This window comes from Streptomyces sp. NPDC003284, assembly GCF_053589675.1.
Map to the genome: position 1 here is coordinate 181,165 of NZ_JBSFSI010000001.1, position 26,496 is coordinate 207,660.

Annotated in this window: 21 protein-coding genes; 7 read left to right on the top strand and 14 right to left on the bottom strand. The window is 72.5% G+C overall.

Features of this window, described 5'->3' with window-relative positions; translation table 11 throughout:
- Positions 1–9: 9 nt before the first annotated feature.
- Positions 10–498, top strand: coding sequence for a methylated-DNA--[protein]-cysteine S-methyltransferase (locus ACWDYF_RS00775; RefSeq protein WP_381740075.1), 489 nt, complete (start codon positions 10–12; stop codon positions 496–498).
- Between the two features lie 29 nt (positions 499–527).
- On the opposite strand, the gene ACWDYF_RS00780 is transcribed toward ACWDYF_RS00775, so the two are convergent.
- Both ACWDYF_RS00780 and ACWDYF_RS00785 read right to left on the bottom strand, forming a co-directional pair.
- Positions 528–1,271 carry an SIR2 family NAD-dependent protein deacylase gene (locus tag ACWDYF_RS00780; protein WP_018571708.1) on the bottom strand — a complete coding sequence of 248 codons (744 nt, stop codon included), beginning with the start codon at positions 1,269–1,271 and terminating at the stop codon, positions 528–530.
- 84 nt (positions 1,272–1,355) lie between these two features.
- Positions 1,356–1,856: an NUDIX domain-containing protein gene (locus tag ACWDYF_RS00785; protein ID WP_018571709.1), complete on the bottom strand. Its 501-nt coding sequence runs from the start codon at positions 1,854–1,856 to the stop codon at positions 1,356–1,358.
- A gap of 217 nt (positions 1,857–2,073) precedes the next feature.
- Between ACWDYF_RS00785 and ACWDYF_RS00790 the strand changes: the two genes are divergently transcribed.
- A complete protein-coding gene (locus tag ACWDYF_RS00790) occupies positions 2,074–3,192 on the top strand; it encodes a glycerate kinase (protein WP_381740362.1) in 1,119 nt (372 codons plus the stop codon).
- A 76-nt stretch (positions 3,193–3,268) separates the two neighbouring features.
- Here ACWDYF_RS00790 and pssA read toward each other — a convergent pair whose 3' ends face one another.
- The 9 genes from pssA to ACWDYF_RS00835 all read right to left on the bottom strand — a co-directional run bounded on the left by pssA (position 3,269) and on the right by ACWDYF_RS00835 (position 14,303).
- A complete protein-coding gene (pssA, locus tag ACWDYF_RS00795; protein ID WP_018571711.1) occupies positions 3,269–4,087 on the bottom strand; it encodes a CDP-diacylglycerol--serine O-phosphatidyltransferase in 819 nt (272 codons plus the stop codon).
- Between the two features lie 22 nt (positions 4,088–4,109).
- Positions 4,110–4,766 carry a phosphatidylserine decarboxylase gene (locus ACWDYF_RS00800; RefSeq protein WP_026253206.1) on the bottom strand — a complete coding sequence of 219 codons (657 nt, stop codon included), beginning with the start codon at positions 4,764–4,766 and terminating at the stop codon, positions 4,110–4,112.
- A gap of 170 nt (positions 4,767–4,936) precedes the next feature.
- Positions 4,937–6,142: an acyl-CoA dehydrogenase family protein gene (locus ACWDYF_RS00805; protein WP_037889565.1), complete on the bottom strand. Its 1,206-nt coding sequence runs from the start codon at positions 6,140–6,142 to the stop codon at positions 4,937–4,939.
- Positions 6,143–6,655: a MaoC family dehydratase gene (locus ACWDYF_RS00810; RefSeq protein ID WP_389464506.1), complete on the bottom strand. Its 513-nt coding sequence runs from the start codon at positions 6,653–6,655 to the stop codon at positions 6,143–6,145. It lies immediately after the preceding gene.
- 5 nt (positions 6,656–6,660) lie between these two features.
- Positions 6,661–7,635, bottom strand: a complete 975-nt coding sequence (locus ACWDYF_RS00815; RefSeq protein ID WP_389464504.1) for an HpcH/HpaI aldolase/citrate lyase family protein — start codon at positions 7,633–7,635, stop codon at positions 6,661–6,663.
- Entirely contained in the window at positions 7,632–9,704 is a 2,073-nt protein-coding gene (locus tag ACWDYF_RS00820; RefSeq protein ID WP_381740082.1) for a protein meaA, read from the bottom strand. The genes ACWDYF_RS00815 and ACWDYF_RS00820 overlap by 4 nt, the downstream gene beginning before the upstream one ends.
- Positions 9,705–9,711: 7 nt before the next feature.
- Positions 9,712–11,049 carry a crotonyl-CoA carboxylase/reductase gene (ccrA, locus tag ACWDYF_RS00825; RefSeq protein WP_199785566.1) on the bottom strand — a complete coding sequence of 446 codons (1,338 nt, stop codon included), beginning with the start codon at positions 11,047–11,049 and terminating at the stop codon, positions 9,712–9,714.
- 400 nt (positions 11,050–11,449) lie between these two features.
- Positions 11,450–12,298 carry a TetR family transcriptional regulator gene (locus ACWDYF_RS00830; protein WP_037891377.1) on the bottom strand — a complete coding sequence of 283 codons (849 nt, stop codon included), beginning with the start codon at positions 12,296–12,298 and terminating at the stop codon, positions 11,450–11,452.
- Positions 12,299–12,497: 199 nt separating this feature from the next.
- On the bottom strand, positions 12,498–14,303 hold the full coding sequence (locus ACWDYF_RS00835) for a 3-hydroxyacyl-CoA dehydrogenase family protein (protein ID WP_389464502.1): 1,806 nt from the start codon (positions 14,301–14,303) through the stop codon (positions 12,498–12,500).
- Positions 14,304–14,755: 452 nt separating this feature from the next.
- On the opposite strand from ACWDYF_RS00835, the gene ACWDYF_RS00840 reads away from it, so the two are divergent.
- A complete protein-coding gene (locus ACWDYF_RS00840; RefSeq protein WP_026253209.1) occupies positions 14,756–15,331 on the top strand; it encodes an adenylosuccinate lyase in 576 nt (191 codons plus the stop codon).
- Positions 15,332–15,513: 182 nt separating this feature from the next.
- On the opposite strand, the gene ACWDYF_RS00845 is transcribed toward ACWDYF_RS00840, so the two are convergent.
- The 3 genes from ACWDYF_RS00845 to ACWDYF_RS00855 all read right to left on the bottom strand — a co-directional run bounded on the left by ACWDYF_RS00845 (position 15,514) and on the right by ACWDYF_RS00855 (position 18,855).
- The gene (locus ACWDYF_RS00845; protein WP_389464499.1) at positions 15,514–15,912 is read right to left on the bottom strand and encodes a RidA family protein; all 399 of its coding nucleotides are present in this window, start codon (positions 15,910–15,912) and stop codon (positions 15,514–15,516) included.
- Positions 15,913–15,978: 66 nt separating this feature from the next.
- Positions 15,979–17,586 (bottom strand): alpha/beta hydrolase, encoded by a 1,608-nt coding sequence (locus ACWDYF_RS00850; protein ID WP_389464498.1) that lies wholly within the window; start codon positions 17,584–17,586, stop codon positions 15,979–15,981.
- Positions 17,587–17,733: 147 nt separating this feature from the next.
- Entirely contained in the window at positions 17,734–18,855 is a 1,122-nt protein-coding gene (locus ACWDYF_RS00855) for an Rv2578c family radical SAM protein (protein WP_381740089.1), read from the bottom strand.
- 204 nt (positions 18,856–19,059) lie between these two features.
- Here ACWDYF_RS00855 and ACWDYF_RS00860 point away from each other — a divergent pair, with 204 nt between their 5' ends.
- The 4 genes from ACWDYF_RS00860 to ACWDYF_RS00875 all read left to right on the top strand — a co-directional run bounded on the left by ACWDYF_RS00860 (position 19,060) and on the right by ACWDYF_RS00875 (position 26,462).
- Positions 19,060–19,503, top strand: coding sequence for an SRPBCC family protein (locus tag ACWDYF_RS00860; protein WP_037889577.1), 444 nt, complete (start codon positions 19,060–19,062; stop codon positions 19,501–19,503).
- A 176-nt stretch (positions 19,504–19,679) separates the two neighbouring features.
- Positions 19,680–22,124 carry an MFS transporter gene (locus ACWDYF_RS00865; RefSeq protein WP_389464497.1) on the top strand — a complete coding sequence of 815 codons (2,445 nt, stop codon included), beginning with the start codon at positions 19,680–19,682 and terminating at the stop codon, positions 22,122–22,124.
- Positions 22,125–22,449: 325 nt separating this feature from the next.
- Positions 22,450–25,332 carry a bifunctional glycosyltransferase/CDP-glycerol:glycerophosphate glycerophosphotransferase gene (locus ACWDYF_RS00870; protein WP_389464496.1) on the top strand — a complete coding sequence of 961 codons (2,883 nt, stop codon included), beginning with the start codon at positions 22,450–22,452 and terminating at the stop codon, positions 25,330–25,332.
- Positions 25,329–26,462, top strand: coding sequence for a glycosyltransferase (locus ACWDYF_RS00875; RefSeq protein WP_381740093.1), 1,134 nt, complete (start codon positions 25,329–25,331; stop codon positions 26,460–26,462). The genes ACWDYF_RS00870 and ACWDYF_RS00875 overlap by 4 nt, the downstream gene beginning before the upstream one ends.
- The last annotated feature ends 34 nt before the right edge of the window (positions 26,463–26,496 follow it).

Consider the following 26,496-nt stretch of genomic DNA (forward strand, 5'->3'; position numbering starts at 1 on the left):
CGCACCGCCATGAAGCAGCACACCGTCATCGACAGCCCCTACGGCCCGCTCACCCTCGTCGCCGACGACGGGGTCCTGTGCGGGCTGTACATGACCGACCAGCGGCACCGCCCGCCCCAGGAGACCTTCGGCGAAGCGGGCGACGGCACCGGCCCCTTCGGCGCGGCGGCGGACCAGCTCGACGCCTACTTCTCCGGCCGCCTGCGGGAGTTCACCCTCCCCCTGCGGCTGGCCGGGACGCCCTTCCAGCGCCGGGTCTGGGAGCAGCTGTGCCGGATCCCGTACGGCGAGACCCGCACGTACGGCGAACTCGCCCACGCCCTCGGCGCCCCCGGGGCCTCCCGCGCGGTCGGCCTCGCCAACGGCAAGAACCCCGTCGGCATCATCGTCCCCTGCCACCGCGTCATCGGTGCCAACGGCAGCCTCACCGGCTACGGCGGCGGCCTCGCCCGCAAGCGCCGCCTGCTCGACTTCGAACAGGGCGCCGGTCTCTTCTGAGGGCCGCCGCCCCGGCCCCCGCCCCGCCCTCAGGCGCCTTGAGCGCCGCCGTCGCGCAGCGCGGCCAGCAGCGCGGGCAGGGCCGTCCCGATGGGCTCGCGGATCACCTCGTCGGCGATGCCGTCGTACGGCGTCGGCTCGGCGTTGACGATGACGAGCCGGGCGCCGTGCTCGGCGGCGAGCGCGGCCAGCCCGGCGGCCGGCTGCACCTGGAGGCTGGTGCCGACGGCGATGAACACCTGGCACGCCTTGGTGATCGCGACGGCCTCGCCCAGCACGAGGGGATCGAGCCGTTCGCCGAACATCACCGTGGCCGACTTCAGGATCCCCCCGCACTCCCGGCACGGCGGGTCGTCCTCGCCGGCCTCGACCCGGGCGAGGGCGTCCGCCATGGAGCCGCGCGCATGACACCGCGTGCACACGACGGAGCGCACGCTGCCGTGCAGTTCCAGCACCTTGCGCGCGGGCATCCCGGCGAGCTGGTGCAGCCCGTCCACGTTCTGCGTGATCACCCGGACCGGCACCCCGGCCCGCTCCAGCTCGGCCACGGCCCGGTGCGCGGCGTTCGGCTCGGCCGTCAGCGCGCGGTTCTTGCGCCGCAGCCGCCAGGACCGCCGCCGTATCTCGGGATCGCCCATGTAGTACGCGTACGTCACGAGCTTCTCGGCCTCGGGATCCTTGCGCCAGACGCCGTTCGGGCCGCGGTAGTCCGGGATGCCGGAGTCGGTGGAGATCCCGGCCCCGCTGAGCAGGGCGACGAGCGGCTTGGTCATGCGACCGAGGGTAGGGCGGGCCGGGCGGCCGGGCGAACGGATATCCGGGGGAGGTCCGGTGGCGGCCGGGTGGCCGGGGCCGGGTCAGCCGACGCGGTGGCCGTTCTCCAGTTCCGCCGTGTCGCCGCCGCGGGTGAGCACGTCGAGGGCGGTCAGGACACGGCGGCCCAGGGAGCCCGGCAGATGGGCGGCGAGGTCGTCGCGTGCCACCAGGCGCCAGGAGAGCAGTTCCTCCTCCTGGAGCCGGATCGCCTTCAGGTCCTCCGCGGCCAGGACCCCGCCGTCGTAGACGTAGGCGACCAGCGGCGGGCGGGCGGTGCCGGGCACCCAGTCGACCGCGAGGAGCCGGCCCGGTTCGCGGTCCAGGCCGATCTCCTCCAGCGTCTCGCGGCGGGCTCCCTGGCGGGGGCTCTCGCCGGTGTCCGACTCGATGGTGCCGCCCGGCAGCGTCCACCCGTCGCGGTAGTTGGGCTCGACGAGCAGCACCCGGCCCCGCTCGTCGCGGAAGAGGGTGGCGGCACCGGCCAGGACGCGGGGGAGACCGGCGATGTAGGTGGCGTAGTCGGGGAGGTCAGGAGTCGTCATCCGACGAAGGGTAGCGGGGGCGGCACCGCCGGGGCCGCCGAGGTCACGGGCGGGTCCGCTCCTGACCGCCGCCCCTTCTCAGTCGGCGGGCGGGGCATGACGGCGGGGGGCGTCGCCGGTTATGGTCGCAGCGGCGCGACTGGCCCCCTGACGTGCGGGGCCCGGAGAGCAAGGGGAATGCAAGGTGGCGGACGCTCCAGTGCACGGCACCCGCAGGGTGCTGGTTGCCGCGGACAAGTTCAAGGGCTCGCTGACGGCCGTACAGGTCGCCGAGCGGGTGACGGCCGGGTTGCGCAGGGTCGTGCCGGACCTGGAGGTCGAGGCGCTGCCCGTGGCCGACGGCGGGGACGGCACCGTGGACGCGGCGGTCGCGGCCGGTTTCGAGCGCCGTGAGGTACGGGTCACCGGTCCCCTCGGCGACGAGGTGACGGCGGCGTTCGCGCTGCGCGGCGACACCGCCGTCGTGGAGATGGCCGAGGCCAGCGGGTTGCAGCGGCTCCCGGAGGGAGTGTTCGCGCCGCTGACCGCGTCCACGTACGGCTCGGGCGAACTGCTGCGGGCCGCGCTCGACGCGGGGGCGCGCACCCTCGTCTTCGGCGTCGGCGGCAGCGCGACCACGGACGGCGGCGCGGGCATGCTGTCCGCGCTGGGCGCCCGGTTCCGGCGCGCCGACGGTTCGCCGCTCGCGCCCGGCGGCGGCGGTCTCGCCGACCTCGCGCACGCGGATCTGTCGGACCTGGACCCGCGGCTCGCCGAGACCGAGTTCGTGCTCGCCAGCGACGTCGACAATCCGCTGACCGGCCCGAAGGGTGCCCCGGCGGTCTACGGGCCGCAGAAGGGCGCCTCGCCCGAGGACGTGGCGGCCCTGGACGCGGCCCTCGCGCACTACGCGAAGGTGCTGGAGGAGGCGATCGGGCCCCGGGCCGCCGCGTACGCGGCCTCGCCCGGCGCCGGGGCGGCCGGAGGCATCGGCTACGGCGCGCTGATCGTCGGCGCCCGGTTCCGCGCCGGGATCGAGGTCATGCTCGACGTGCTCGGCTTCGCGCCCGCGCTGGAGCGGGCGTCCCTGGTGATCACCGGCGAGGGTTCGCTGGACGAGCAGACCCTGCACGGCAAGGCGCCGGCCGGGGTCGCCGCGGCCGCGCGCGCGGCCGGCAAGGAGGTCGTCGCGGTGTGCGGGCGGCTGGCGCTGGCACCGGAGGCGCTGGGCCGGGCGGGGATCCGCCGGGCGTACGCGCTGACGGACGTCGAGCCGGACGTGGCCCGGTGCATCGCGGAGGCCGGTCCGATCCTGGAGCGGGTCGCCGAACGCGTCGGCGCGGACTTCCTGAACTGACCTGACCGGCCGCGGACAGAGGGAAGGGCCCCGGAACCGTGCGGTTCCGGGGCCCTTCCCCTGCGTGTCGCGGCGGCTACGGCAGCTGGGCCGCGCGTGCCTCGCGCCGGTTGTCGCGGAAGTTGTTCACCCGGCGGGCCGTGGCGAACAGCGGGATGACCGCGCCCATCACCAGCTGGAGCGCGCAGCCGGTCTGGAGCAGCAGCTGACCGCTCGGGGCGTCGAAGGCCCAGGCGGCCAGCAGGCCCATGGACAGCACGATCCAGGAGAGCATCGCCACGGCGAGGCGGCCCCGCGGCTTCGGGTACTCCACGCGGCTCACCATCAGCCACGCGGTGCCCACGATCGCCAGCAGCGTCGCCACGAAGGGCAGCTCCAGCAGGACGACGGAGACCACCGTCAGCGCGCCGAACGGCGAGGGCATGCCCTGGAAGACGCCGTCCTTCATGGTCACGCAGGAGAATCTGGCCAGGCGCAGGACGACCGCGAGAAGCACCACGATCGCGCCGAGCGCCGCCATCCGCTGGTGGGCGTCGTCGGCGACCATGCCGTAGACCAGGACGAAGTACGCCGGGGCCAGGCCGAAGCTGATCAGGTCGGAGAGGTTGTCCAGCTCCGCTCCCATGGGGGAGGAGCGCAGCTTGCGGGCCACCAGGCCGTCGAACAGGTCGAAGACCGCCGCGCACAGCATCAGGATGACCGCCGTGGCGGCGCTGTGCCGGGCCATGCCGTTCTCCTGGCTCCCGGTGAGGTGCGGGATCAGGATGCCGGTGGTGGTGAAGTAGACGGCCATGAAGCCGCACGTGGCGTTGCCCAGGGTGAGGGTGTCCGCTATCGAGAGGCGGAGCGAGAGAGGCATCTCCTCCTCGTCGTCCAGCTCATCGGCCTCGGGCACCCAGCCGGCCTGGGTCTCTGGATCAATCACGGTCAATGCGAGTCACCCCAGCCACGGTCTTCTGGCCGACCTCGACCGCGACCTCCACACCCTCGGGCAGATACAGGTCGACGCGGGAGCCGAAGCGGATCAGACCGATCCGCTCGCCCTGCTCGACCTTGGTGCCGGACGGGATGTAGGGGACGATGCGGCGGGCCACCGCGCCGGCGATCTGGATCATCTCGATGTCGCCGAGCTCGGTGTCGAAGTGCCAGACGACCCGCTCGTTGTTCTCGCTCTCCTTGTTGAACGCCGGAACGAACCCGCCGGGGACGTGTTCGACCGAGGTGACCGTGCCGGAGAGCGGGGCGCGGTTCACATGGACGTTCAGCGGGCTCATGAAGATGGCGACGCGGGTACGGCCGTCCTTCCACGGCATGATGCTCTGCACCACACCGTCGGCGGGCGAGATGACCCGGCCCTGGGCGATCTCGCGCTCGGGGTCGCGGAAGAACCACAGCATCCCCGCCGCGAGCGCGGTGGCGGGGACGGCCACGGCCTTGGCCACGCCCGAGCGGCGGGCGCGGACCAGGCTGACGGCTGCGGTGGCGACGGTCGGCAGAAGCCACGGCGATGCTCCGCGCGCGAGGCGTACGCCGGCGAGGCTGTCGCGAGGTGCAGAGGTTTGGCTGTGGGGCATGGATGACCTTCGTAGCGGATGATGCCGCGCTCTCGACGGGGGACGGCGGCTTTCCGCGATCGTAGCGGTTAAGGGCCACAACTGGGTAAGCCGGGAAGCCGAGTCGGCGGCCGAAGACCGCTGACGGGGTGTGATCTTCTTCTCGGTGAAAACACCCCATATGCGGACATTCAGCCCTGGATTCGATACTCTTCGAGCAGTCGCCGACCGATGATCATTTTCTGGATCTCGGCGGTACCTTCACCGATGAGCAGCATCGGCGCCTCGCGGTACAGGCGCTCGATCTCGTACTCCTTGGAGAAGCCGTAGCCGCCGTGGATCCGGAAGGCGTCCTCGACGACCTCCTTGCAGTACTCGGAGGCCAGGTATTTCGCCATGCCCGCCTCCAGGTCGTTGCGCTGTCCGGAATCCTTCTTCCGGGCCGCGTTCACCATCATCGCATGGGCCGCCTCGACCTTGGTGGCCATCTCCGCCAGCTTGAACTGGATGGCCTGGTGCCGGGCGATCGGCTTGCCGAAGGTGTGCCGCTGCTGCGCGTAGCCCACGCCCAGCTCGAAGGCGCGCCGGGCGACCCCGCAGCCGCGGGCCGCCACGTTCACCCGGCCGACCTCTACCCCGTCCATCATCTGGTAGAAGCCCCGGCCGGTGGCGCCGCCGAGCACCCGGTCGGCCGGGACCCGCAGCCCGTCCATGATCAGCTCGGTGGTGTCGACGCCCTTGTACCCCATCTTGTCGATCTTCCCGGGGATGGTCAGACCGGGCCGGACCTCGCCGAAGCCGGGCTCCTTCTCCACCAGGAAGGTCGTCATCGACTTGTGCGGGGCCGTCCCCTCGGGGTGACCCTCGTCACTGCGCACCAGCACCGCGACCAGCGAGGACGTGCCGCCGTTGGTCAGCCACATCTTCTGCCCGGTCAGGACGTACTCGTCGCCGTCGCGCACCGCCTTGGACGTGATGGCCGACACGTCCGAGCCGAGCGCCGGCTCCGACATCGAGAAGGCGCCCCGGACGTCCCCGAGGGCCATCCTCGGCAGGAAGTGGTCCTTCTGCTCCCGCGTGCCGTGCTGCTTGAGCATGTACGCGACGATGAAGTGGGTGTTGATGATGCCGGACACCGACATCCAGCCGCGCGCGATCTCCTCCACGCACAGCGCGTACGTCAGCAGCGACTCGCCCAGGCCCCCGTACTCCTCGGGGATCATCAGACCGAACAGCCCCAGCTCCTTGAGGCCGTCCACGATCTGCTGCGGGTACTCGTCGCGGTGCTCCAGCTCGGTCGCGACCGGGATGATCTCCTTGTCGACGAAGTCCCGCACGGTGGAGACGATCTCCTGCTGGACGTCGGTGAGCCCGTGGGTCTGGGCGAGACGGCTCATCTACTTCCCCTGTTCCTTCAGCTCGGGCCGGCCGGGCTGCTCGCCGCCGCGCTCCTTGATGTACGTCTCGGTCGGCACCATCACCTTGCGGCGGAAGACGCACACGAGGGTGCCGTCCTGCTTGTGGCCCCTGGTCTCGACGTGCACGATGCCGCGGTCGTCCTTCGACTTCGACGGCCACTTGTCCAGCACCGTCGTCTCGCCGTAGAGCGTGTCGCCGTGGAAGGTCGGTGCCACGTGCCTGAGCGACTCGATCTCCAGGTTGGCGATCGCCTTGCCGGAGACGTCCGGCACGGACATGCCGAGCAGCAGCGAGTAGATGTAGTTGCCCACGACGACGTTCCTGCCGAAGTCCGTCGTCGACTCGGCGTAGTGCGCGTCCAGGTGGAGCGGGTGGTGGTTCATGGTGAGCAGACAGAACAGATGGTCGTCGTACTCGGTGACCGTCTTGCCGGGCCAGTGCTTGTAGACCGCGCCGACCTCGAACTCCTCGTAGGTGCGTCCGAACCGCATCGCGCTCAGCCCTCCGGGATCTCGAACTTCGACGTGCGCCGCATCCCGGCCGTCCGTCCCTTGCCCGCCACGACCAGGGCCATCTTGCGGCTGGCCTCGTCGATCATCTCGTCGCCGAGCATCGCCGAGCCCTTCTTGCCGCCCGCCTCGGACGTGCAGTACTCGTACGCGTCCAGGATCAGCTCGGCGTGGTCGTAGTCCTCCTGCGACGGCGAGAAGACCTCGTTGGCGGCCTCGACCTGGCCGGGGTGCAGCACCCACTTGCCGTCGAAGCCGAGCGCGGCGGCGCGCCCCGCGACCGTGCGGAAGCCGTCGACGTCGCGGATCTGGAGGTAGGGGCCGTCGATCGCCTGGAGGTCGTGGGCGCGGGCGGCCATCAGGATCTTCATCAGGATGTAGTGGTAGGCGTCCGCCGGGTAGCCCGGCGGCTGCTCGCCCACGACCAGTGTCTTCATGTTGATGGAGGCCATGAAGTCGGCCGGGCCGAAGACGATCGTCTCCAGGCGCGGGGAGGCCGCGGCGATCTCGTTGACGTGGTTGAGGCCCTGCGCGTTCTCGATCTGCGCCTCGATGCCGATACGGCCCACCTCGAAGCCCATGGTCTTCTCGATCTGCGTCAGCAGCAGGTCGAGCGCCACCACCTGCTGGGCGCTCTGCACCTTGGGCAGCATGACGCAGTCCAGGTTCTGGCCGGCGCCCTCCACCACGGTGACGACGTCCCGGTACGTCCACTCGGTCGTCCAGTCGTTGACCCGGACCACCCGCGTCTTGCCCGTCCAGTCGCCCTCGTTGAGGAACTTGACGATGGTGTGCCGCGCCTCGGGCTTGGCCAGCGGTGCGCACGCGTCCTCCAGGTCCAGGAAGACCTGGTCGGCGGGGAGTCCCTGCGCCTTCTCCAGGAAGCGCGGGTTGCTGCCCGGGACGGCCAGGCACGAGCGCCGCGGACGCAGACGGTCGGCCTGGGGAGCGGGGCTGGTCATACGGGAACCTCCAGGGGGTCGAGCTTGTTCGCTTTCCGGATCTCGTCGACGATGCGACCGATGATGCCGGTGATGTCGAAGTCCTTCGGGGTGAAGACGGCGGCCACTCCGGCGGCCCTCAGCTGTTCGGCGTCACCGCCTGGGATGATGCCACCGGCGATCACCGGGATGTCTGTGGCACCGGCCACACGCAGCCGCTCCAGCACGTCCGGCACCAGCCGCGCGTGCGAGCCGGACAGGATGGACAGGCCCACCGCGTGCACGTCCTCGGCGAGCGCCGCGTCCACGATCTGCTCGGGGGTGAGCCGGATGCCCTGGTAGACCACCTCGAACCCGGCGTCGCGGGCCCGCACGGCGATCTGCTCGGCGCCGTTGGAGTGGCCGTCCAGACCCGGCTTGCCGACCAGGAAGCGCAGCTTGCCCACGCCCAGCTCGCGCGCCGTCAGGTCCACCTTGCGGCGCACCCCGGACAGGGCCGAGCCCTCCTCGGCGGTGACGGCCACCGGCGCGGACGACACCCCGGTCGGCGCCCGGAACTCGCCGAACACCTCGCGCAGCGCCCCGGCCCATTCGCCGGTCGTCACCCCGGCGCGGGCGCACTCCAGGGTGGCCTCCATCAGGTTCTCCGTGCCCGCGGCCGCCTCCTTGAGCCGGTCGAGCGCCTGCCGCACGGTCGGGAAGTGGAACGGATCGCCCATGCCCTGCCGGTCGGAGGACTCCTGGCGCGTGGTGCGCCACTCCTCGACCGCCTCGACCACCCGGTCCTCGACCGCCGGGTCCACCGTCTGGATCGCGGTGCCGAGATCGGCGGTGAGCGGGTTCGGCTCGGTGCCCTCGAAGATGTTGACGCCGATGATCTTCTCCTGGCCGGACTCGATCCGGCCCCGGCGCTCGGCGTGCGAGGCGACCAGCTGCGACTTCAGATAGCCGGACTCCACGGCGGCCAGCGCGCCGCCGAGGCGCTGGATGTGGTCCATCTCGCCGAGCACCGTGCGGACCAGCTCGTCCACCTTCGTCTCGATCACCTTCGAGCCCTCGAAGATGTCGTCGTACTCCAGCAGGTCGGACTCGTAGGCGAGCACCTGCTGGATGCGCAGGGACCACTGCTGGTCCCAGGGGCGGGGCAGGCCCAGGGCCTCGTTCCAGGCCGGCAGCTGCACGGCGCGGGCGCGGGCGTCCTTGGAGAGGGTGACGGCCAGCATCTCCAGCACGATCCGCTGGACGTTGTTCTCCGGCTGCGCCTCGGTCAGGCCGAGCGAGTTGACCTGGACGCCGTAGCGGAAGCGGCGGTGCCTGGGGTTCTCGATGCCGTAGCGCTCCCGGGTGACCTGGTCCCAGATGCGGCCGAAGGCGCGCATCTTGCACATCTCCTCGATGAAGCGGACCCCCGCGTTGACGAAGAAGGAGATCCGGCCCACCACCTCGCCCATGCGCTCCGGCGGCACCTGGCCGCTGTCGCGCACCGCGTCCAGGACGGCGATCGCCGTGGACATCGCGTACGCGATCTCCTGCACCGGTGTGGCCCCGGCCTCCTGGAGGTGGTAGCTGCAGATGTTGATGGGGTTCCACCGGGGGATGTGGGAGACCGTGTACGCGATCATGTCCGTCGTCAGGCGCAGCGAGGGACCCGGCGGGAACACATGGGTGCCCCGGGACAGGTACTCCTTGACGATGTCGTTCTGCGTCGTGCCCTGGAGCCGGGTGATGTCCGCGCCCTGCTCCTCGGCGACGACCTGGTAGAGCGCCAGCAGCCACATCGCGGTGGCGTTGATGGTCATCGAGGTGTTCATCTGCTCCAGGGGGATGTCCCGGAACAGCCGGCGCATGTCACCGAGGTGCGCGACCGGCACGCCGACCCGGCCGACCTCGCCGCGCGCGAGGATGTGGTCGGGGTCGTAGCCGGTCTGCGTCGGCAGGTCGAACGCGACCGACAGACCGGTCTGGCCCTTGGCGAGGTTGCGCCGGTACAGCTCGTTGGACGCCTCGGCCGTGGAGTGGCCGGCGTAGGTGCGCATGAGCCAGGGCCGGTCGCGCTCCTTCGGCGGCTGCGCGGTCTGACGCTCAGTCATGGGTCCCTCAGACGTTCCGGAAGCGGTTGATGGCGTCGGCGTGCCGGGCGCGCAGCTCCGTGTCGCGCACCCCGAGGCCCTCCTCGGGGGCCATGCAGAGCACGCCGACCTTGCCCTGGTGGGCGTTGCGGTGCACGTCGTGGGCGGCCTGCCCGGTGTCCTCCAGGGAGTAGACCTTGGAGAGCGTCGGGTGGATCTTCCCCTTGGCGATCAGGCGGTTGGCCTCCCACGCCTCGCGGTAGTTGGCGAAGTGCGAGCCGATGATGCGCTTCAGCGACATCCACAGGTAGCGGTTGTCGTACTCGTGGTGGTAGCCCGAGGTGGAGGCGCAGGTGACGATGGTGCCGCCCTTGCGGGTGACGTAGACGGAGGCGCCGAAGGTCTCGCGGCCTGGGTGCTCGAAGACGATGTCGACGTCCTCGCCGCCGGTGAGTTCGCGGATGCGCTTGCCGAAGCGCTTCCACTCGCGCGGGTCCTGCTCGTGCTCGTTCCTCCAGAACCGGAAGTCCTCGGCGGTGCGGTCGATGATCGCCTCGGCGCCCATCGCCCGGCACAGCTCGGCCTTCTGCGGCGAGGAGACGACACAGATCGGGGTGGCGCCGCCGGCCAGCGCGAACTGCGTGGCGTACGAGCCGAGTCCGCCGCTCGCGCCCCAGATGAGCACGTTGTCGCCCTGCTTCATGCCGGCGCCGTTGCGGGAGACGAGCTGGCGGTAGGCGGTGGAGTTGACCAGGCCGGGGGCGGCGGCCTCCTCCCAGCTGAGGTGGTCCGGCTTGGGCATCAGCTGGTTGGACTTCACCAGTGCGAGCTCCGCCAGGCCGCCGAAGTTGGTCTCGAAGCCCCAGATGCGCTGCTCGGGGTCGAGCATGGTGTCGTTGTGGCCGTCGGACGACTCCAGTTCGACGGACAGGCAGTGCGCGACGACCTCGTCGCCGGGGTGCCAGGCGTTGACGCCGGGCCCGGTGCGCAGGACCACGCCCGCCAGGTCGGAACCGATGATGTGGTACGGCAGGTCGTGACGGCGGGTCAGCTCGCTGACCTTGCCGTAGCGCTCCAGGAAGCCGAACGTGGACAGCGGCTCGAAGATCGAGGTCCACACCGAGTTGTAGTTGACCGAGGAGGCCATGACGGCCACCAGGGCCTCGCCCGGCCCGAGTTCGGGCAGGGGCACCTCGTCCAGGTGCAGCGACTTGCGCGGGTCCTTGTCGCGGGTCTCCAGCCCGGCGAACATCTCCGTCTCGTCCTTGTGCACGGTGATGGCGCGGTACGACTCGGGGAGCGGCAGGGCGGCGAAGTCGGCGGACGTGGCGTCCGGGGACTGGATCGCGTCCAGGATGTCCTTCACGGTCACGGTGTTGCCTCCGGCGGTGAGCGCCCTGAGGGAGGGGCGCTGAGGGGTACGTCGGTGCTGCTGAGGGGTGCAGAGGGGGTGCCGTCGGTCCGGCGGGTGCCGCGGGTGCGGCGGCTGGTGCGTGGCGGCGCTTTGTGGCGCGGGAGGGTGCCTGTGACGCAGGCGTCCGGGCGCGCAGGCGGTGGGCCTGCCGGGACAGCCCGGACACCATCAACGTATGACACCGCGTGTCAGCTGACAAGGCACTGAGTGCCAGATATTGCGCTCAGGTGAAATCTTTACCCGACAGATGAGCGATGATCGATCGTGTGCGGGTGGAGGACCGCTCGAAAACAGGCCCGGACACACCAAAACGGCCACCCCGTCGGGGTGGCCGTTGTCACAGCGGTCTGGCTCAGCGCTCCTTCAGCGCCTCCTCGATGGCGCGCATGACCTCGTCCAGCGGGGCGTCGGTCCGGGCGACCGTCACCAGCACCTCGCCCTGCCGGGAGACGGCCGCGGGCGGCACGGGCGCTCCGGGTGCCCCGGCCGAGGGGGCGGAGGCGGCAGTCGCCGTGGTCGTACGGCCGGCCCCGATCCCGGTCCCGAAGGTCCTGCGGACGATCGCGAACGCGTGGTCGAGCTGGGTCTCCACGTCGCCCTGGCCGTCCGCCCGCAGCCAGCGCCGCAGCACGTGGTTGTGCGCCGTGACCACCGCCGAGGCGGCGACCTCGGCCAGCAGCGGATCGTCGTTGGCGTCGTCGGCGTGCGCCCGCTCGTCGAAGTGCCCCAGCAGATAGCGGGTGAACAGCCGCTCGTAGCGGGCCACCGAGGCGATCTCCGCCTCGCGCAGCGTGGGCACCTCGCGGGTCAGCTTGTAGCGGGCGACCGAGATCTCCGGCCGCGCCGCGTACATCTTCATGACCTCCTTGATGCCGCGGCACACCGTGTCGAGCGGATGCTCGTGCGCGGGGGCGGCGTTCAGCACCGCCTCGGCCCGGATCAGGGTGTCGTCGTGGTCGGGGAAGATCGCCTCTTCCTTGGAGCGGAAGTGGCGGAAGAAGGTACGGCGGGCGACCCCGGCCGCCGCGGCGATCTCGTCGACCGTGGTCGCCTCGTACCCCTTCGTCGCGAACAGCTCCATCGCGGCGGCGGCCAGCTCCCGGCGCATCTTGAGCCGTTGCGCGGCGGCGCGGGAGCCCGCGGCGCTCTCCGGCGCGTCGGACGTGGCGGGGGTGCGTGAGGACTTGGCGGGCTGGGGCATGACCTGAACGTACTGCATGGGCGCGGCCCGATGCGCAGGTCCCCGGCCTTCACCGCCCCCGGCGGGCGGGGGCGGGGCGGCCGGGTCCAGCAGCCCGCCCCACTCCCTCGCGGCACGGAACCGCTCGCCGCCCGGCCCGCACCGCTCCTCTCCCGGCCGCGGCCGTCCGTCCGCGGGCCGGGACCGGCCGCCGGAGCGGTCAGCGCCGGGCATGTTCGCGGAAGCCGCGGCCCGTCTTGCGGCCGAGGCAGCCCGCGGCCACCAGATGCTCCAGCAGGGGCGCCGGGGCCAGGCCCGGATCGCGGAACTCGCGGTGCAGCACCTTCTCGATGGCCAGCGAGACGTCCAGACCGACCACGTCCAGCAGCTCGAAGGGCCCCATCGGATAGCCGCCGCCCAGCTTCATCGCCGCGTCGATGTCGTCGAGGCTGGCGTAGTGCTCTTGGACCATCTTGATCGCGTTGTTGAGGTACGGGAACAGCAGCGCGTTGACGATGAATCCGGCCCGGTCGCCGCAGTCCACCGGGTGCTTGCGGACCTCGGCGCACACCCTGCGGACCGTGGCGTGGGCGTCGTCCGCCGTCAGCACCGTGCGCACCACCTCGACCAGCTTCATGGCCGGTGCCGGGTTGAAGAAGTGCATGCCGACCACGTCCTGCGGGCGCGAGGTCGCACGGGCACAGGCGATCACCGGCAGCGAGGAGGTGGTGGTGGCGAGCACCGCGCCCGGCTTGCAGACCTTGTCCAGCGTCGCGAACACCTGCTGCTTGACGGCCAGGTCCTCGGCGACGGCCTCCACCGCCAGATCGACGTCCGCGAAGTCGTCGTACGTGCCGGTGGCCGTGATCCGGTCGAGGGCCTGCGCGGCGGTCTCGGCGCTCATCCGGCCCCGGTCCACCGAGCGCGCCAGCGACCCGCCGACGCGGGCCCTGGCCGCCTCCGCCTTCCCGGCGGTGCGCGCGGCGAGCACGACCTCGTAGCCCGCCTTCGCGAACACCTCGGCGATGCCCGACGCCATGGTGCCCGAGCCGGCCACCCCGATCACGCGCACGGGCCGGCCGGGGGCGGGCGCGTCGCCCTCCGGCGGGGTGAGGGCGTCCCGCACGAGGGTGCCGCTGCCCGGCGACTCGTAGGTGTAGAAGCCGCGGCCCGCCTTGCGGCCGGTCAGGCCCGCCTCGCTGAGCTGCCTGAGGATGGGCGCGGGCGCGTGCAGCCGGTCGTGCGAGGCGGCGTACATGGCCTCCAGGACGGTGCGCGCGGTGTCCACGCCGATCAGGTCGAGCAGGGCGAGCGGGCCCATCGGCAGGCCGCAGCCGAGCCGCATCGCGGCGTCGATGTCCTCGCGGGAGGCGTACTTGGCCTCGTACATCGCGGCGGCCTGGTTGAGGTAGCCGAACAGCAGCCCGTCGGCGACGAATCCGGGCCGGTCGCCGACCGCGACCGGTTCCTTGCCCAGTTCGGCGGCGAGGTCGGTGACGGCGGCGACGGCCTGCGGCGCGGTCAGCACCGAGGAGACCACCTCCACCAGCCGCATCGCCGGGGCCGGGTTGAAGAAGTGCAGGCCGAGCACGCGCTCGGGGCGGGCCGAGTCGGCGGCGAGCCGGGTCACCGACAGCGCGTTGGTGCCGGTCGCCAGGATGGTCCCGGGCCGCACGAAGCGGTCCAGCTCACGGAAGATCTGCTGCTTGACCTCGTACGACTCCGGCGCGACCTCGATGACCAGGTCGGCGTCGGCGGCGGCGGACAGGTCGGCCGAGGTGCGCACGCGGGCGAGGACGTCCGCGCGCTCCTGCTCGGTCAGCCGTCCGCGCGCCACGGCGCGGGCGGTGGAGGACTCCAGGGCGGCGACGGACCGGGCGGCCGCGGCCTCGTCGATGTCGATGCCGACGACCTCGCGGCCGGCGCGGGCCAGGACCTCGGTGATGCCGGTGCCCATGGTGCCGAGGCCGACGACGGCCACGGTCTTGAACGGGGACAGAGGGGTGTCGGGGCGGGGAGCGGCCATCGCGGGACTCCAGGAATGAGGGGTGACGACTGGGAGCGCGACCCGGTGCGCCGCGCGGGCGCACCGGGTGCGGAGGGAGAGGGTGCGGGTGTTGCCGGGCTGCCGGGGACCGTCAGGTCCTGGCGCACACGCCCGGGAGCCCGCGCCGCGGACGCGCACACGTCCGTGCGGCACGAGGCCGGCCGGCTCTGTCCCGGAGCCGGGTCGTACAGCGGAACACGCGCCGGAACCAGAGGCACCGGACCGACAGCGCTCGCGGTGGCTGCGTCACCAGGCCGCCGCGAGTCGATACGAGTGGGTAACTCGCTCGTCTGAGCTTAACCCGTGGGTAACGAGCGCGCTAGGGCCTGTCGTCGCGGGGCAGGCGGGAATGTGACGACAGGCCCTAGCCCCCTGAGTTTGCTGCGCGCGGGGTGTCCCGTGCGGCCCGGCACGCCTCTATCGTGGCCTTCGTGGACGAAGAGTTGCGATCACTCACGGAACGCTTACGGCAGGAGTCCGGAGGGACGGCCGAGTACCGGCAACTGGCGCGGACCGAGGACCCGGACGACCTGGCCGCCGTCCTGACCGCCGCGGGACGGCCGCTGTGGGCCAGGGAACTGGCCGCGTTCCGGCTGGGACTCGCGGGTGACCGGCGCGCCTTCGAGTCCCTCGTCCTGCTGCTCAACCACCGCGACCCGCCGCGCTGCGCGAGCGCCGCGTACGCCCTGGCCCGCCTCGGCGACCCCCGCACGGCCCGCGCGGCGGCGGCCCTCGCCACCAACGAACTCCGCGTCGCCTACGCCCTGCACCCCGTGCGGCTGCTCGTCACCCTGCGCGCCCCCGAGTCCGTGCCCGCGCTGATCACCACCCTGCGCCGCCGGCTGCGCCCGCACGACCCCTACCGCCGGGTGGCGCTGGCCTGTGTGGAGGGCCTCGGCGCCCTGGGCGACGCCCGCGCCCGCCCGGTCCTCGACGAGGCCCTGGCCCACCCGCCGCTGGCCGAAGCGGCGGTCCACGCCCTGGCCCGCCTCCCGAGACGCGGCTGACTCCAGCTCAGCCGCCGTCTCAGCCGCTCGGCCCCCGGCTGCACCGCACCTCGGGCGCGGGTGCGCGACCCGGTGTCTCCGGTGGTGACTTCACCGTCCCGCAGCAGCGGGGCCGACCGTCCAGCCGCCCCGCCGTGTGGGGAGCGCGCATCGCGGTGCGGCCTCGCGCAGCCGGGCTCCGCTCACCCGCTCACCACCGCGAACGCCTCGATCTCCATCAGGAATTCGGGGCGCACCAGGGCGGCGACCAGGACGGCGGAGGAGGCGGGGAGGCGGTCGTCGGGTATGTGGGCGGCGCGGGCCGTGCGGACGGCGGGGAGGTGGGCGATGTCCGTGACGAAGTAGGTGAGTTTGACGACGTCGTCGAAGCCGGCGCCCGCGGCGGCCAGGCAGCGGCGCAGGTTCTCGAAGACCTGGCGGGCCTGGGCCGCCGGGTCGCCCTCGCCGACCAGCCGGCCGTCCTCGTCCAGGGGCAACTGGCCCGAGACGGCGACGAGGCGGCCGGTGGCCATGACGACATGGGAGTACGGGGGCGCGGGGGCGACGCCCTCGGGCGCGGGGATCCTGGTCGGCTCGCTCATGTCCCCATGGTGGACCATGGGTGTGACAGCCGGGCCCCGCCCCCGCCCCGAGGGCGCGTCAGGCGGTCAGCCGCGGAAGCGCACCAGGTCGTGCAGGGCCGCGGCCCCGCGCGCCCCGCCCGTGCCGTGCGCGGGCACCGCCGCCGCGGCCTTGCCGCTCAGCGGCTTCGGGTCGGGCGTCCTCGGGCACACGGCGTCGGCCACCGCGCCGCCCCGGGCGCGCGGCACGGTGCCGTCGCGCAGATACGCCGCCAACTGCCCGTCCAGGCAGGCGTTCCCGCTCAGGGTGATGCCGTGGTTGCCGCCGCCCTCCTCGACGACCAGCCGGGACCCGGCCAGCATCCGGTGCACCCGCACCCCGCCCTCGTACGGCGTGGCGGCGTCGTCGGTCGCCTGGAACAGCAGCACCGGCGGCAGCGCGTCGTTGGCGATGTCCACCGGACGCTCGGCGGGGACCGGCCAGAACGCGCACGGTGCGTTGTACCAGGCGTTGTTCCAGGCCATGAACGGCGCCTTGTCGTGCACCGCCCAGGTGTCCGCGCGCCACTGCCGCCAGTCGCGCGGCCAGGCGGCGTCGCGGCACTGCACCGCCGTGTAGACGCTGTAGCCGTTGTCCCCGGAGGCGTCCACGGCGCCGAGGTCGTCGTAGGCCGCGACCAGCGCGTCGCTCTTCCCGTCCTTCGCGTACGCGGCGAACGCCTGGGCGAGCAGCGGCCAGTAGCCGTTGTAGTAGCCGCCGGGCATGAAGGTGTCCTCCAGTTCGGAGGCGCCCACCTTCCCGCCCGCGGGCTCGCGCGCGAGCGCCGCCCGCATCGCGTACCACTTCGCCTCGACCGCCGCCGGATCGGTGCCCAGCCCGTAGGCGGCGTCGTTGCGGGCGACCCAGGCCAGGAACGCCCGGTGGCGGGCGTCGAACGCCACGTCCTGCCGGAGGTTGTCCTCGTACCAGATCCCGGCCGGGTCGACGATCGAGTCGAGCACGAGGCGGCGCACCCGGTGCGGGTACAGCTTGGCGTACACCGCGCCGAGGTAGGTGCCGTAGGAGTAGCCGAAGTAGCTGAGCCGCGGCGCCCCGAGGGCCTCGCGGACGGCGTCCATGTCCCGGGCCGCGTCCACGGTGTCGATGTGGGGCAGCACGCTCGCGTACTTGCGCGCGCAGGCGTCGGCGAAGGAGCGCACCCGTGCGAGACCGGCCTGTTCGAGGGCCGGGGTGGCGGGCACCGAGTCCGGGCGCACCGCCTTGAAGTGGCCCGGCGCGCAGTCCAGTGCCGGGCCGCTCTCGCCCACCCCGCGCGGGTCGAAGCCGATGACGTCGTACTGGGCCGCGACCGCCTCGGGCAGCGCCGAGGCGACGAAGCCGGCGAGCGAGAGCCCGCTGCCCCCGGGGCCGCCGGGGTTGACCAGCAGCGGGCCCTGAGAGGTCCGCGCGGTGTGCGGGACGCGGGTCAGGGCCAGCGAGATCTGGCGCCCGGACGGGTCGCGGCGGTCCAGCGGCACCCGCACGGTGCCGCACTGGAGGGTCGGTCGGTCGGTGGTGCCGCACTTCTTCCAGGCGATCCCGGCGGCCGGGGCGGTGGCTGCGGGCCGCGCGGTGCGCGCGTCGGCGGGGGCGGCGGTGACGGAGCCGGCCACGACGAGCGCGGCACCGCACAGTACGGCGGCGCGTCTTCTCATGCGTCCTCCCAGGACGGAGAGGCTGCGGACCGCGCGTCCCGCGATCCTCGCCGCATCGTCCCGGAAAGCGCCCCCGGTGCGCCGCATTATGAACCTTATTGACCCGATTGGTCCGGCCGGTGCCCTCGAACGGTCACCGGCACCGTCTCAGAGGAGCGAGAGCTGCACGGGTTCGCTCGGCCCGGCCGTGTCCGCCGGGTGCGGGAGCGGCCGGTCCGGGCGGATGCGGCGGGCCGCTCCCGCGCGCGCGGGACCGATGCCGTACTCCTGGGCCAGTTCGTGCACCTGGCGGGTGATGCGGCGCTGGTACCACCTGGGGGCGTAGGAGCCGTCGGCGTACAGGCGCTCGTAGCGGCGCACCAGGTGCGGGTGGTGCGCGGCGAGCCAGGCCATGAACCATTCGCGGGCGCCGGGCCGCAGGTGCAGCGTCAGCGGTGTGACGGAGGTGGCGCCCGCCGCCGCGATCGCCCGCACCGTGGCCCGCAGCTGGGCCGGGTCGTCGCCGAGGAAGGGGATCACCGGCGCCATCAGCACCCCGCAGCCGATGCCGTGCTCGCCGAGGGTGCGCACGACGTCCAGACGGCGTTCCGGCGCGGGCGTGCCCGGCTCCACGGTGCGCCACAGCCCGGGGTCGGTGAAGCCCACGGAGACCGAGATGCCCACGTCGGTGACCTCGTTGGCCTGCTTCAGCAGTTCGAGGTCGCGCAGGATCAGCGTGCCCTTGGTCAGGATCGAGAACGGGTTCGCGTGGTCGCGCAGCGCGGAGATGATGCCCGGCATCAGCCGGTAGCGGCCCTCGGCGCGCTGGTAGCAGTCCACGTTGGTGCCCATCGCGATGTGCTCGCCCTGCCAGCGGCGGGCGGAGAGCTGGCGGCGCAGCAGCTCGGGTGCGTTCACCTTGACCACGATCTGGGTGTCGAAGCCGAGGCCCGTGTCCAGGTCCAGATAGCTGTGGGTCTTGCGGGCGAAGCAGTAGACGCACGCGTGCGTGCAGCCACGGTAGGGGTTGACCGTCCATTCGAACGGCATCCGGGAGGCGCCGGGCACCCGGTTGAGGATCGAACGGGCCCGGACCTCGTGAAAGGTGATCCCCGCGAATTCCGGGGTGTCGAACGTGCGGGTCGTGACCGCGTCGGCGCCGAACAGCGCCGCGTCCGCCCGGCCGTGTTCGACGGCGGGCTCGCCGGGGTCCCGGGAGCCGGCCTGTTCCGCCGGGTCCGCCGGGTCTTCGGGGTTCACGGGGCCCGCTGTGAGGTTGTCCCAGCGCATGACGCCTCCTCGGTAGCACTGCCCACAGAATAGAACACTTGTTCCCTTGATCGTGCGGACGACCGCGGCCGGGCCGTTCCGGCACCGTTCGCGATCGCTCCGCGCGCCGGGTCCGATCACTTGCCGCCCCCCGATTTGGGGGCCCGGTGAGCGGGGTGGTTGGCTGGCCCCCCACCCTGAGAACGGATGTCCTGGAGGAACCCCATGGCGCAGGTCGAGGCCACTACGGAGCGGGTCGTCGCGGCGGACGCGGAGAAGGTGTTCGACGCCCTCGCCGACTACAGCGGCACCCGCGGGCGGCTGCTGCCCCAGCACTTCAGCGAGTACGAGGTGCGCGAGGGCGGCGACGGCGAGGGCACCCTCGTCCACTGGAAGCTCCAGGCCACCAGCAAGCGGATCCGCGACTGCCTCCTGGAGGTCAGCGAGCCCACCGACGGCGAACTGGTCGAGAAGGACCGCAACTCGTCCATGGTGACCACCTGGCGGGTCACCCCGGCCGGCGAGGGCAGCTCGCGGGTCGTCGTCACCACCACCTGGCAGGGCGCCGGCGGCATCGGCGGCTTCTTCGAGAAGACGTTCGCCCCCAAGGGCCTCGGCCGGATCTACGAAGCCCTGCTCGCCAACCTCGCCACCGAGGTGGAGAAGTAGCACCACCGGGGCAACTCGCCCCTTCCGGGCCCGTGTTGGCCCCTTCACCGGTTCGGGTGATCTCCGCACCGGCCCGCCCGGCGCCGTAACCCGGCGCGCTGTCCGTAGTTGTCGCTTTACGCGCGCAATCCGCGCGAGTGCGACGAGCGCGACGGTGCGACGAGGGAGAAGGACACGTGGGCGGGATCACTCTGGCGCAGGACGAACCGGTCGTGGCGCGGGCCGAGACCCGCGCCGCGGCCGGTCCGCATCCCGTCGCGGCCGGCCCGGACCCCGCCGCGCCCCCGGCCGGCGCCGACGCCCTCGGCCCGCGCCGGATCCGGCTGGTCTTCGTCGGTCTGATGCTCGCGCTGCTGCTGGCCGCCCTGGACCAGATGATCGTCGCCACCGCGCTCCCCAAGGTCGTCGGGGAACTGCACGGCCTGGACAGGATGTCGTGGGCGATCACCGCCTATCTGCTCACGGCCACCGTGGGACTGCCCGTCTACGGCAAGCTCGGCGACCTGGTCGGCCGCAAGGGCGTCTTCCAGTTCGCCATCGCGGTCTTCGTCATCGGCTCCGCGCTGGCCGGCCGGGCGCAGACCATGGACCAGCTGATCGCCTACCGCGCCGTGCAGGGGCTCGGCGCCGGCGGTCTGATGATCGGCGTCCAGGCGATCATCGCGGACATCGTGCCGCCCCGGCAGCGCGGCCGGTTCATGGGGCTCATCGGCGCCGCCTTCGGACTGGCCTCCGTCGCCGGACCCCTGCTCGGCGGCTACTTCACCGACCATCTCTCCTGGCGCTGGTGCTTCTACGTCAACGTGCCCTTCGGCCTGGTCACGCTGCTCGTCGTCACCCTGGTGCTGAAGCTGCCCCGGCCGCGCACCAGGGCACGCTTCGACTACCTCGGCACCCTGCTGCTCGGCGCCGCCTCCACCTGCGCGGTCCTGCTGACCAGCTGGGGCGGCACGGAGTACGCCTGGGGGTCCCGGGTCATCCTCGGCCTGGGCGCGGGCGCCGCCGCGGCCACCGTCCTCTTCGTCGTCGCCGAGCGCTTCGCCGCCGAGCCCCTGATCCCGCTGCGGCTCTTCCGCGACTCCGTCTTCAACATCAGCGGTCTGGTCGGCCTGGTCATCGGCGTCGCCCTGTTCGGCGCGGCCAGCTATCTGCCGACCTTCCTCCAGATGGTCGACGGCGCCTCGGCCACCGAGTCCGGACTGCTGATGCTGCCCATGATGGGCGGCATCGTGGTGGCGTCGATCGTCTCCGGGCAGCTCATCAGCCACACCGGCCGCTACCGGATGTACCCGCTGCTCGGCAGCGCCCTGTCCGCCGTCGGCATGTGGCTGCTGTCCCGTCTGGAGGTCGACACCTCCCGGGCGGCGTACAGCCTGTGGATGGCCGTCCTGGGCGCCGGGATCGGCCTGGTGATGCCGGTCCTGGTGCTGGCCGTGCAGAACTCCGTGCGCCCCGCCGACCTCGGCACCGCCACCAGCGCCAACAACTACTTCCGGCAGATCGGCGGCAGCGTCGGCGCCGCCGTCTTCGGCACCCTCTTCGCCGGCCGTCTCACCGACGCCCTGCGCGAGCGCCTGCCCGCCCGCGCGGGCGCCGCCCTCCCCGACCCCGAGTCGATCACCCCCCAGACGGTCCGGGCGCTGCCGCCGGCCCTGCGCGACGCCTACATCCGGGCGTACGCCGACGCCATGCCGCGCATCTTCCTCTATCTGGTCCCGGTGCTCGTCCTCGGCCTGATCATCGCCTTCTTCCTCAAGGAGAAACCGCTGGTGTCCCACCACACCCACGCCCCCGCCGCCTTCGAGACCGAGCCGGTGGCGTACGTCCCCGCCGACGTGCCGCCGGCCCGGGTGCCCCACCCGGCCGGAGTCCCCGTGTGCGGCACGGTGCAGCACGCGGACGGGACCGTCGTGCCGCGCGCGGCCCTCACGCTGATCGACGTCGGCGGCCTCCAGGTGGGGCGGGGCGCGAGCGGCGAGGACGGCCGCTACGCGCTGTCCACACCGGGCAGCGGCTCGTACGTCCTGATCGCCTCGGCCGGGGGCCACCAGCCGCAGGCCGTCTCGGTGACCGTCGGCGAGCGCCCCGTGGAACTCGACGTGGTCCTCGGCGGCGCCGGGCGCCTGGCGGGCACCGTGTGCACCGCGGACGGCAGCCCGGTGCGCGAGGCCACCGTCACCCTCACCAATGTGCACGGCGAGGTCGTCGCCAGCACCCGCAGCGGACGCGAGGGCGGCTACGTCATCACGGAGCTGGTCGCGGGGGAGTACACCCTCGCCGCCAGTGCGCCCGCCTTCCGCCCGGCCGCCCTGCCGGTCAGCGTGCAGGCCGCCCGCGAGACCCGCCAGGACGTCGAGCTGGCGGGCGGCGCCGTGCTGCGCGGCACCGTACGGGCGAGCGGCGGCCGGGCCGTCGAGGACGCGCGCGTGACGCTGCTCGACGCGGCGGGCAACGTCGTCGACACACTCACCACCGGACCCGACGGAACGTTCCGGTTCGTGGACCTGTCCTCCGGCGAGTACACCGTGATCGCGGCCGGGTATCCGCCGGTCGCCACGGTGCTCCAGGTCGCGGGCGGCGGACGCACCGAACGCGATCTCCAGCTCGGTCACGAGGACTGACCCGAGCCGCCCGGGGCCCCGCGGGCCGGTGCCGTGGCGGCACGGTACCGTCGAGCCTCGGGCCGCGGCCCCGGCGTGCGGTGAAGTACCGCCCGGCGGGCGGCAGTTCGCACCCCCGCGCGGCCCGGACGGCTCGTGTGCGCGGAGCCGCCGAGTCGGGCATGCCGGGCGGCGGACGGCCGGGCGGCCCACGACGCAGCGTGTCAGCGGAGCGGCGTATTGTCGCATTGACGTAGTTTGAAGGGGGTGGGGGCCGGTGCGGACCCTACGGGCTGTAGGGTGGCGTCCGCCCCATCGCAAACCCCCCACGGTACAGAGACGAGAGGTGGCCGTGTCGAGCGTCGCGCCCGAGCCGGACGTGAGTGTTGTCGTCATCGTCTACAACGACGAGGAGCGACTTCCGGCGGCCGTCGGTTCCGTTCTTGAGCAAAGTCTGCGCAATGTCGAGGTGGTCATCGCCGACGACTGCTCGACGGACGGCTCCTTCGCCGTCGCGCAGGCGCTCGCCGCGGCCCACCCCGGCAAGGTGCGGGCCATCCGGCTCCCCGAGAACAGCGGCGGCTGCGGCGAGCCCCGCAACCAGGGCGTCAAGGCCGCCCGCGGCCGGTACGTGATGTTCCTGGACAGCGACGACACGCTGGAGCGCAACGCCTGCCGCAACATGGTCGAGGCCGCCGACCGCACCGAGGCCGACCTCGTCTCCGGCCTGTGCGTGCGGGTGTACACCGACAACCGGCACGGCAAGCGCGTCGCCTGGTACCCGTGGCTGTACCGCACCACCCGCACCCTCGAATCGGTCGCCGAGCTGCCGGACCTGTTCGTCTTCGACACCCTGTCGACCAACAAGTGCTACCGGCGCCGCTTCCTCCTCGACAACGACCTGGCCTTCCCGCGCGGCATCCACTACGAGGACCTGCTGTTCTCCGCCCAGGCGTATCTGGCCGCGCGGCGCATCACCCTCATCCCGAACACGGTCTACCACTGGAACGTGGTGGAGAAGACCGCCGCCAAGTCGATCAGCAACCGGCGCGGCGAGATCAGGAACTTCGCCGACCGGGTCGAGATCCACCGCCGTATCGACGCCCTCCTGGACCGCCAGGGCCAGGACCGGCTGAAGCTGTGGAAGGACATCAAGTTCCTCAAGCACGACCTCGTGCTCTATCTGCGGGAACTGCCCTTCCTCGACGACGACTACCGGCACGGCTTCGCCGAACTGGCCCGCGGCTACGTCCAGGACTTCCCCGAGGCCGCCTACGCCGAACTCGACCGCGTCCACGCCATCTGCGCCCAACTGCTGCTGCGCGAGGACTGGGCCGACCTGATGCCGGCCATCGACACCCTGATCAACCGGCACAAGATCGCCACCCCGCTGGCCGAGCGGGACGGCCGGATCTACTGGACCGACCGCTACCTCGACGACCCCGAGATGCGCTCCCTCCTGGACGTCACCACCCTCGGCTACCACGCCAAGCGCCTGAACCAGATGTCCCTGCGCAACCGGCTCACCGACTACACCGCGCACGACGGGGACGTCCGGCTCGCCGGGGAGATCGTCAACCCGCTGCGCGTCATCGCCCCCGGGGCGAAGCTCTCGGCCGAGCTGGAGTTCCGGGCCAGACGGCGCAGCCTCCAGACGTTCAGCTTCCCGGTCACCGCCCTCAGCCACGAGGGCGACACCATCGCCTGGCGGGCCGAGGTGCCCCTGAGCCGCCGCCTGCGTCCCCTCGGGATCATCGACGACGTCTGGGACGTCCGGCTGCACCTCACCGCGGACGGCACCAGGACCACCAGCCGGCTCACCGTCGGCACGGTCGACCTGGAGAACACCGAGGCCCTGCCCGTCCGGCCGCGGCTGACCCGGCTGCTGGCCGACCGCATCGAGGCCCAGGTGTCCGCCAAGGGCCACCTCGCCTTCCGGCTCGCCCAGCACGGCCAGGCCGCCCGCGCCGGACACGCCGCGGTCCGCCGCAACCTGCACGGCCGCCCCGCGCGCGCCGCCAAGGGCGCCTACCGCAAGCTGCGCGCCGTGCGCCGCGACCTGAACTCCGGCGCCCGCAAGCTCCAGGTCTACGAGCGCATGCTGACCAGGCTGCCCATCCGCAAGGGCACCGTCGTCCTGGAGAGCCACCTCGGCAAGCAGTACAGCGACAGCCCCCGCGCCGTCTACGAGGAACTGCGCCGCCGCGAGGTGCCCGTCACCGCCATCTGGTCCTACGCGGGCGAGCGTCCCAAGGGCTTCCCCGAGGACGCCGAGCTGGTGCGCCGCTGGTCGTGGCGGTACCTCAAGGCGCTCGCCCAGGCCGAGTTCTGGATCGACAACCAGGGCTTCCCGCTGCGCCTGGCCAAGCGCCCCGGCACGACGTACATCCAGACCTGGCACGGCTCCGCGCTCAAGCGGATGGGCTTCGACGAGCCCTCCCAGCGCATGCAGTCCGAGCAGGAGCAGCGCTCCTACCAGCAGGCCCTGGACCGCTTCGACCACTTCGTGGTCCGCAGCGAGCACGATGTGCGCACCCTCGCCCGCGCCTACCGCATCCCCGAGCACAAACTTCTGCGCACCGGTTACCCGCGCAACGACGCCCTGGTCCGGGCCCGCGAGTCCACCGCGCCGGACCCCCGGGCCCGGCGGCTCGCCGAGCGCCTCGGCATCGACCCGGCCAAGAAGGTGCTGCTGTACGCGCCCACCTTCCGCGCCCATCGCGACGGCCGGGTACGGGACTTCGCGTTCCCCTTCGACGTCGAGGAGTTCGCCGACCGGTTCGGCGACGACCACGTCCTGCTGGTGCGCGCCCACTACCTCAACCGGCTCACCCTGCCCCCCTCGGTGGCCGGGCGCGTCATCGACGTCAGCGCGGAGCCGGACATCACCCCGCTGCTGCTGCTCGCCGGCGCCCTGATCACCGACTACTCCTCGGTGATGTTCGACTACGCCCTGCTCCAGCGCCCCCTGGTGTTCTACGTCCACGACTGGGAGGAGTACGCCGAGGACACCCGCGGCACCTACTTCGACCTGCTCGCGGAGGCGCCGGGCCCGGCGCCGCGCACACCGGAGGAGCTGTTCGCCGCCATCGGCGACCTGGACGCCGTGCACGCCACGTACGAGGCGCGGCTGAAGGAGTTCGTGGACAAGTACGGCGAGTACGACCGCGGGGACGCCGCGGCGCAGATCGTGGACCGTTTCTTCGGCCCCGCGGGAGAGGCCCGATGACCCAGCGCGACATCTTCTTCGTGGCCAACGAGGTCGACGAACTCGGCGGCGTGGGCCGCTGGCAGGCCCAGCTCGCGACACTGCTCGCGGGCCGCGGCCACCGGGTCACCATCGTCGGCATCGCCCCGGCCGGGCACCCGATGGACCTCGGCGAGAACCCGCCGTTCCGCACCGTCACGCTGTACGCCCGCCGCCCGCCGGGCCGCCCGCGCCCCCGTCGGCTGCTCGGCTCCGCCGACCCGGCCGTGCGCCGCCACGACGCCCACATGCGCGCCGCCGCGAGCCGCCTCACCGGCCTCTTCCGGGCCGCAGCGCCCGGCGCGGTCGTCATCGTCACGCAGGTGTGGGCGATGGAGTGGGTGGCCCTCGCGGACACCGCCGGGCACACCGTGATCGGCATGACCCACGAGTCCTTCGAGACGGCCCGCAAGTCGTCCCGCTTCGGCCGGGTGAAGAAGTACTACGGCACCGTCGACCGGCTGCTGGCCCTCACCCAGGAGGACGCCGACCGCTGGGTCGGCGAGGGCATGAACAACCTCGGCTTCATGCCGAACCCGCTGCCCCTGGCGCCCGGCGAGCCGTCCCCGCGCACCGAGAAGGTCGTGGCGAGCATCGGCCGTCTCTCCCACGAGAAGGGCGTCGACCTGCTCCTGGACGCCTGGGCCGAGGCCGCGCCCCGGCAGCCCGGCTGGACCCTGCGCATCTACGGCCGCGGCGAGTCCGAGGCCGAGCTGCGCCGCCGGTGCGCCGAACTGGGCGTCGAGGACTCGGTGGACTTCGCCGGGCAGACCGACGACGTGCCCGGCGCGCTGCGCGCCTCCTCCGTCTTCGTGCAGTCCTCCCGCGGCGAGGGCTTCCCGCTGGTGCTGCTGGAGGCGATGGCGAGCGGCGTGCCCTGTGTCGCGTTCGACTGCGCGCCCGGCGTCCGTGAGATCGTCGGCCACGAGGAGGACGGGCTGCTGGCCCGGCCCGGCAACACCTCCGAACTCGCCCGCCACCTCGTGCGGCTGATGTCCGACGAGGAGCTGCGCGACCGGATGGGCGAGCAGGCCCTGCGGAGTGTGCGTCGCTTCGACCCGGACGCGATCACCGACCGCTGGGAGCGGCTCTTCGACTTCCTGGAGCGGTAGCGGCGAGCACCCTCGACCGGGACCGGCCCCAGGT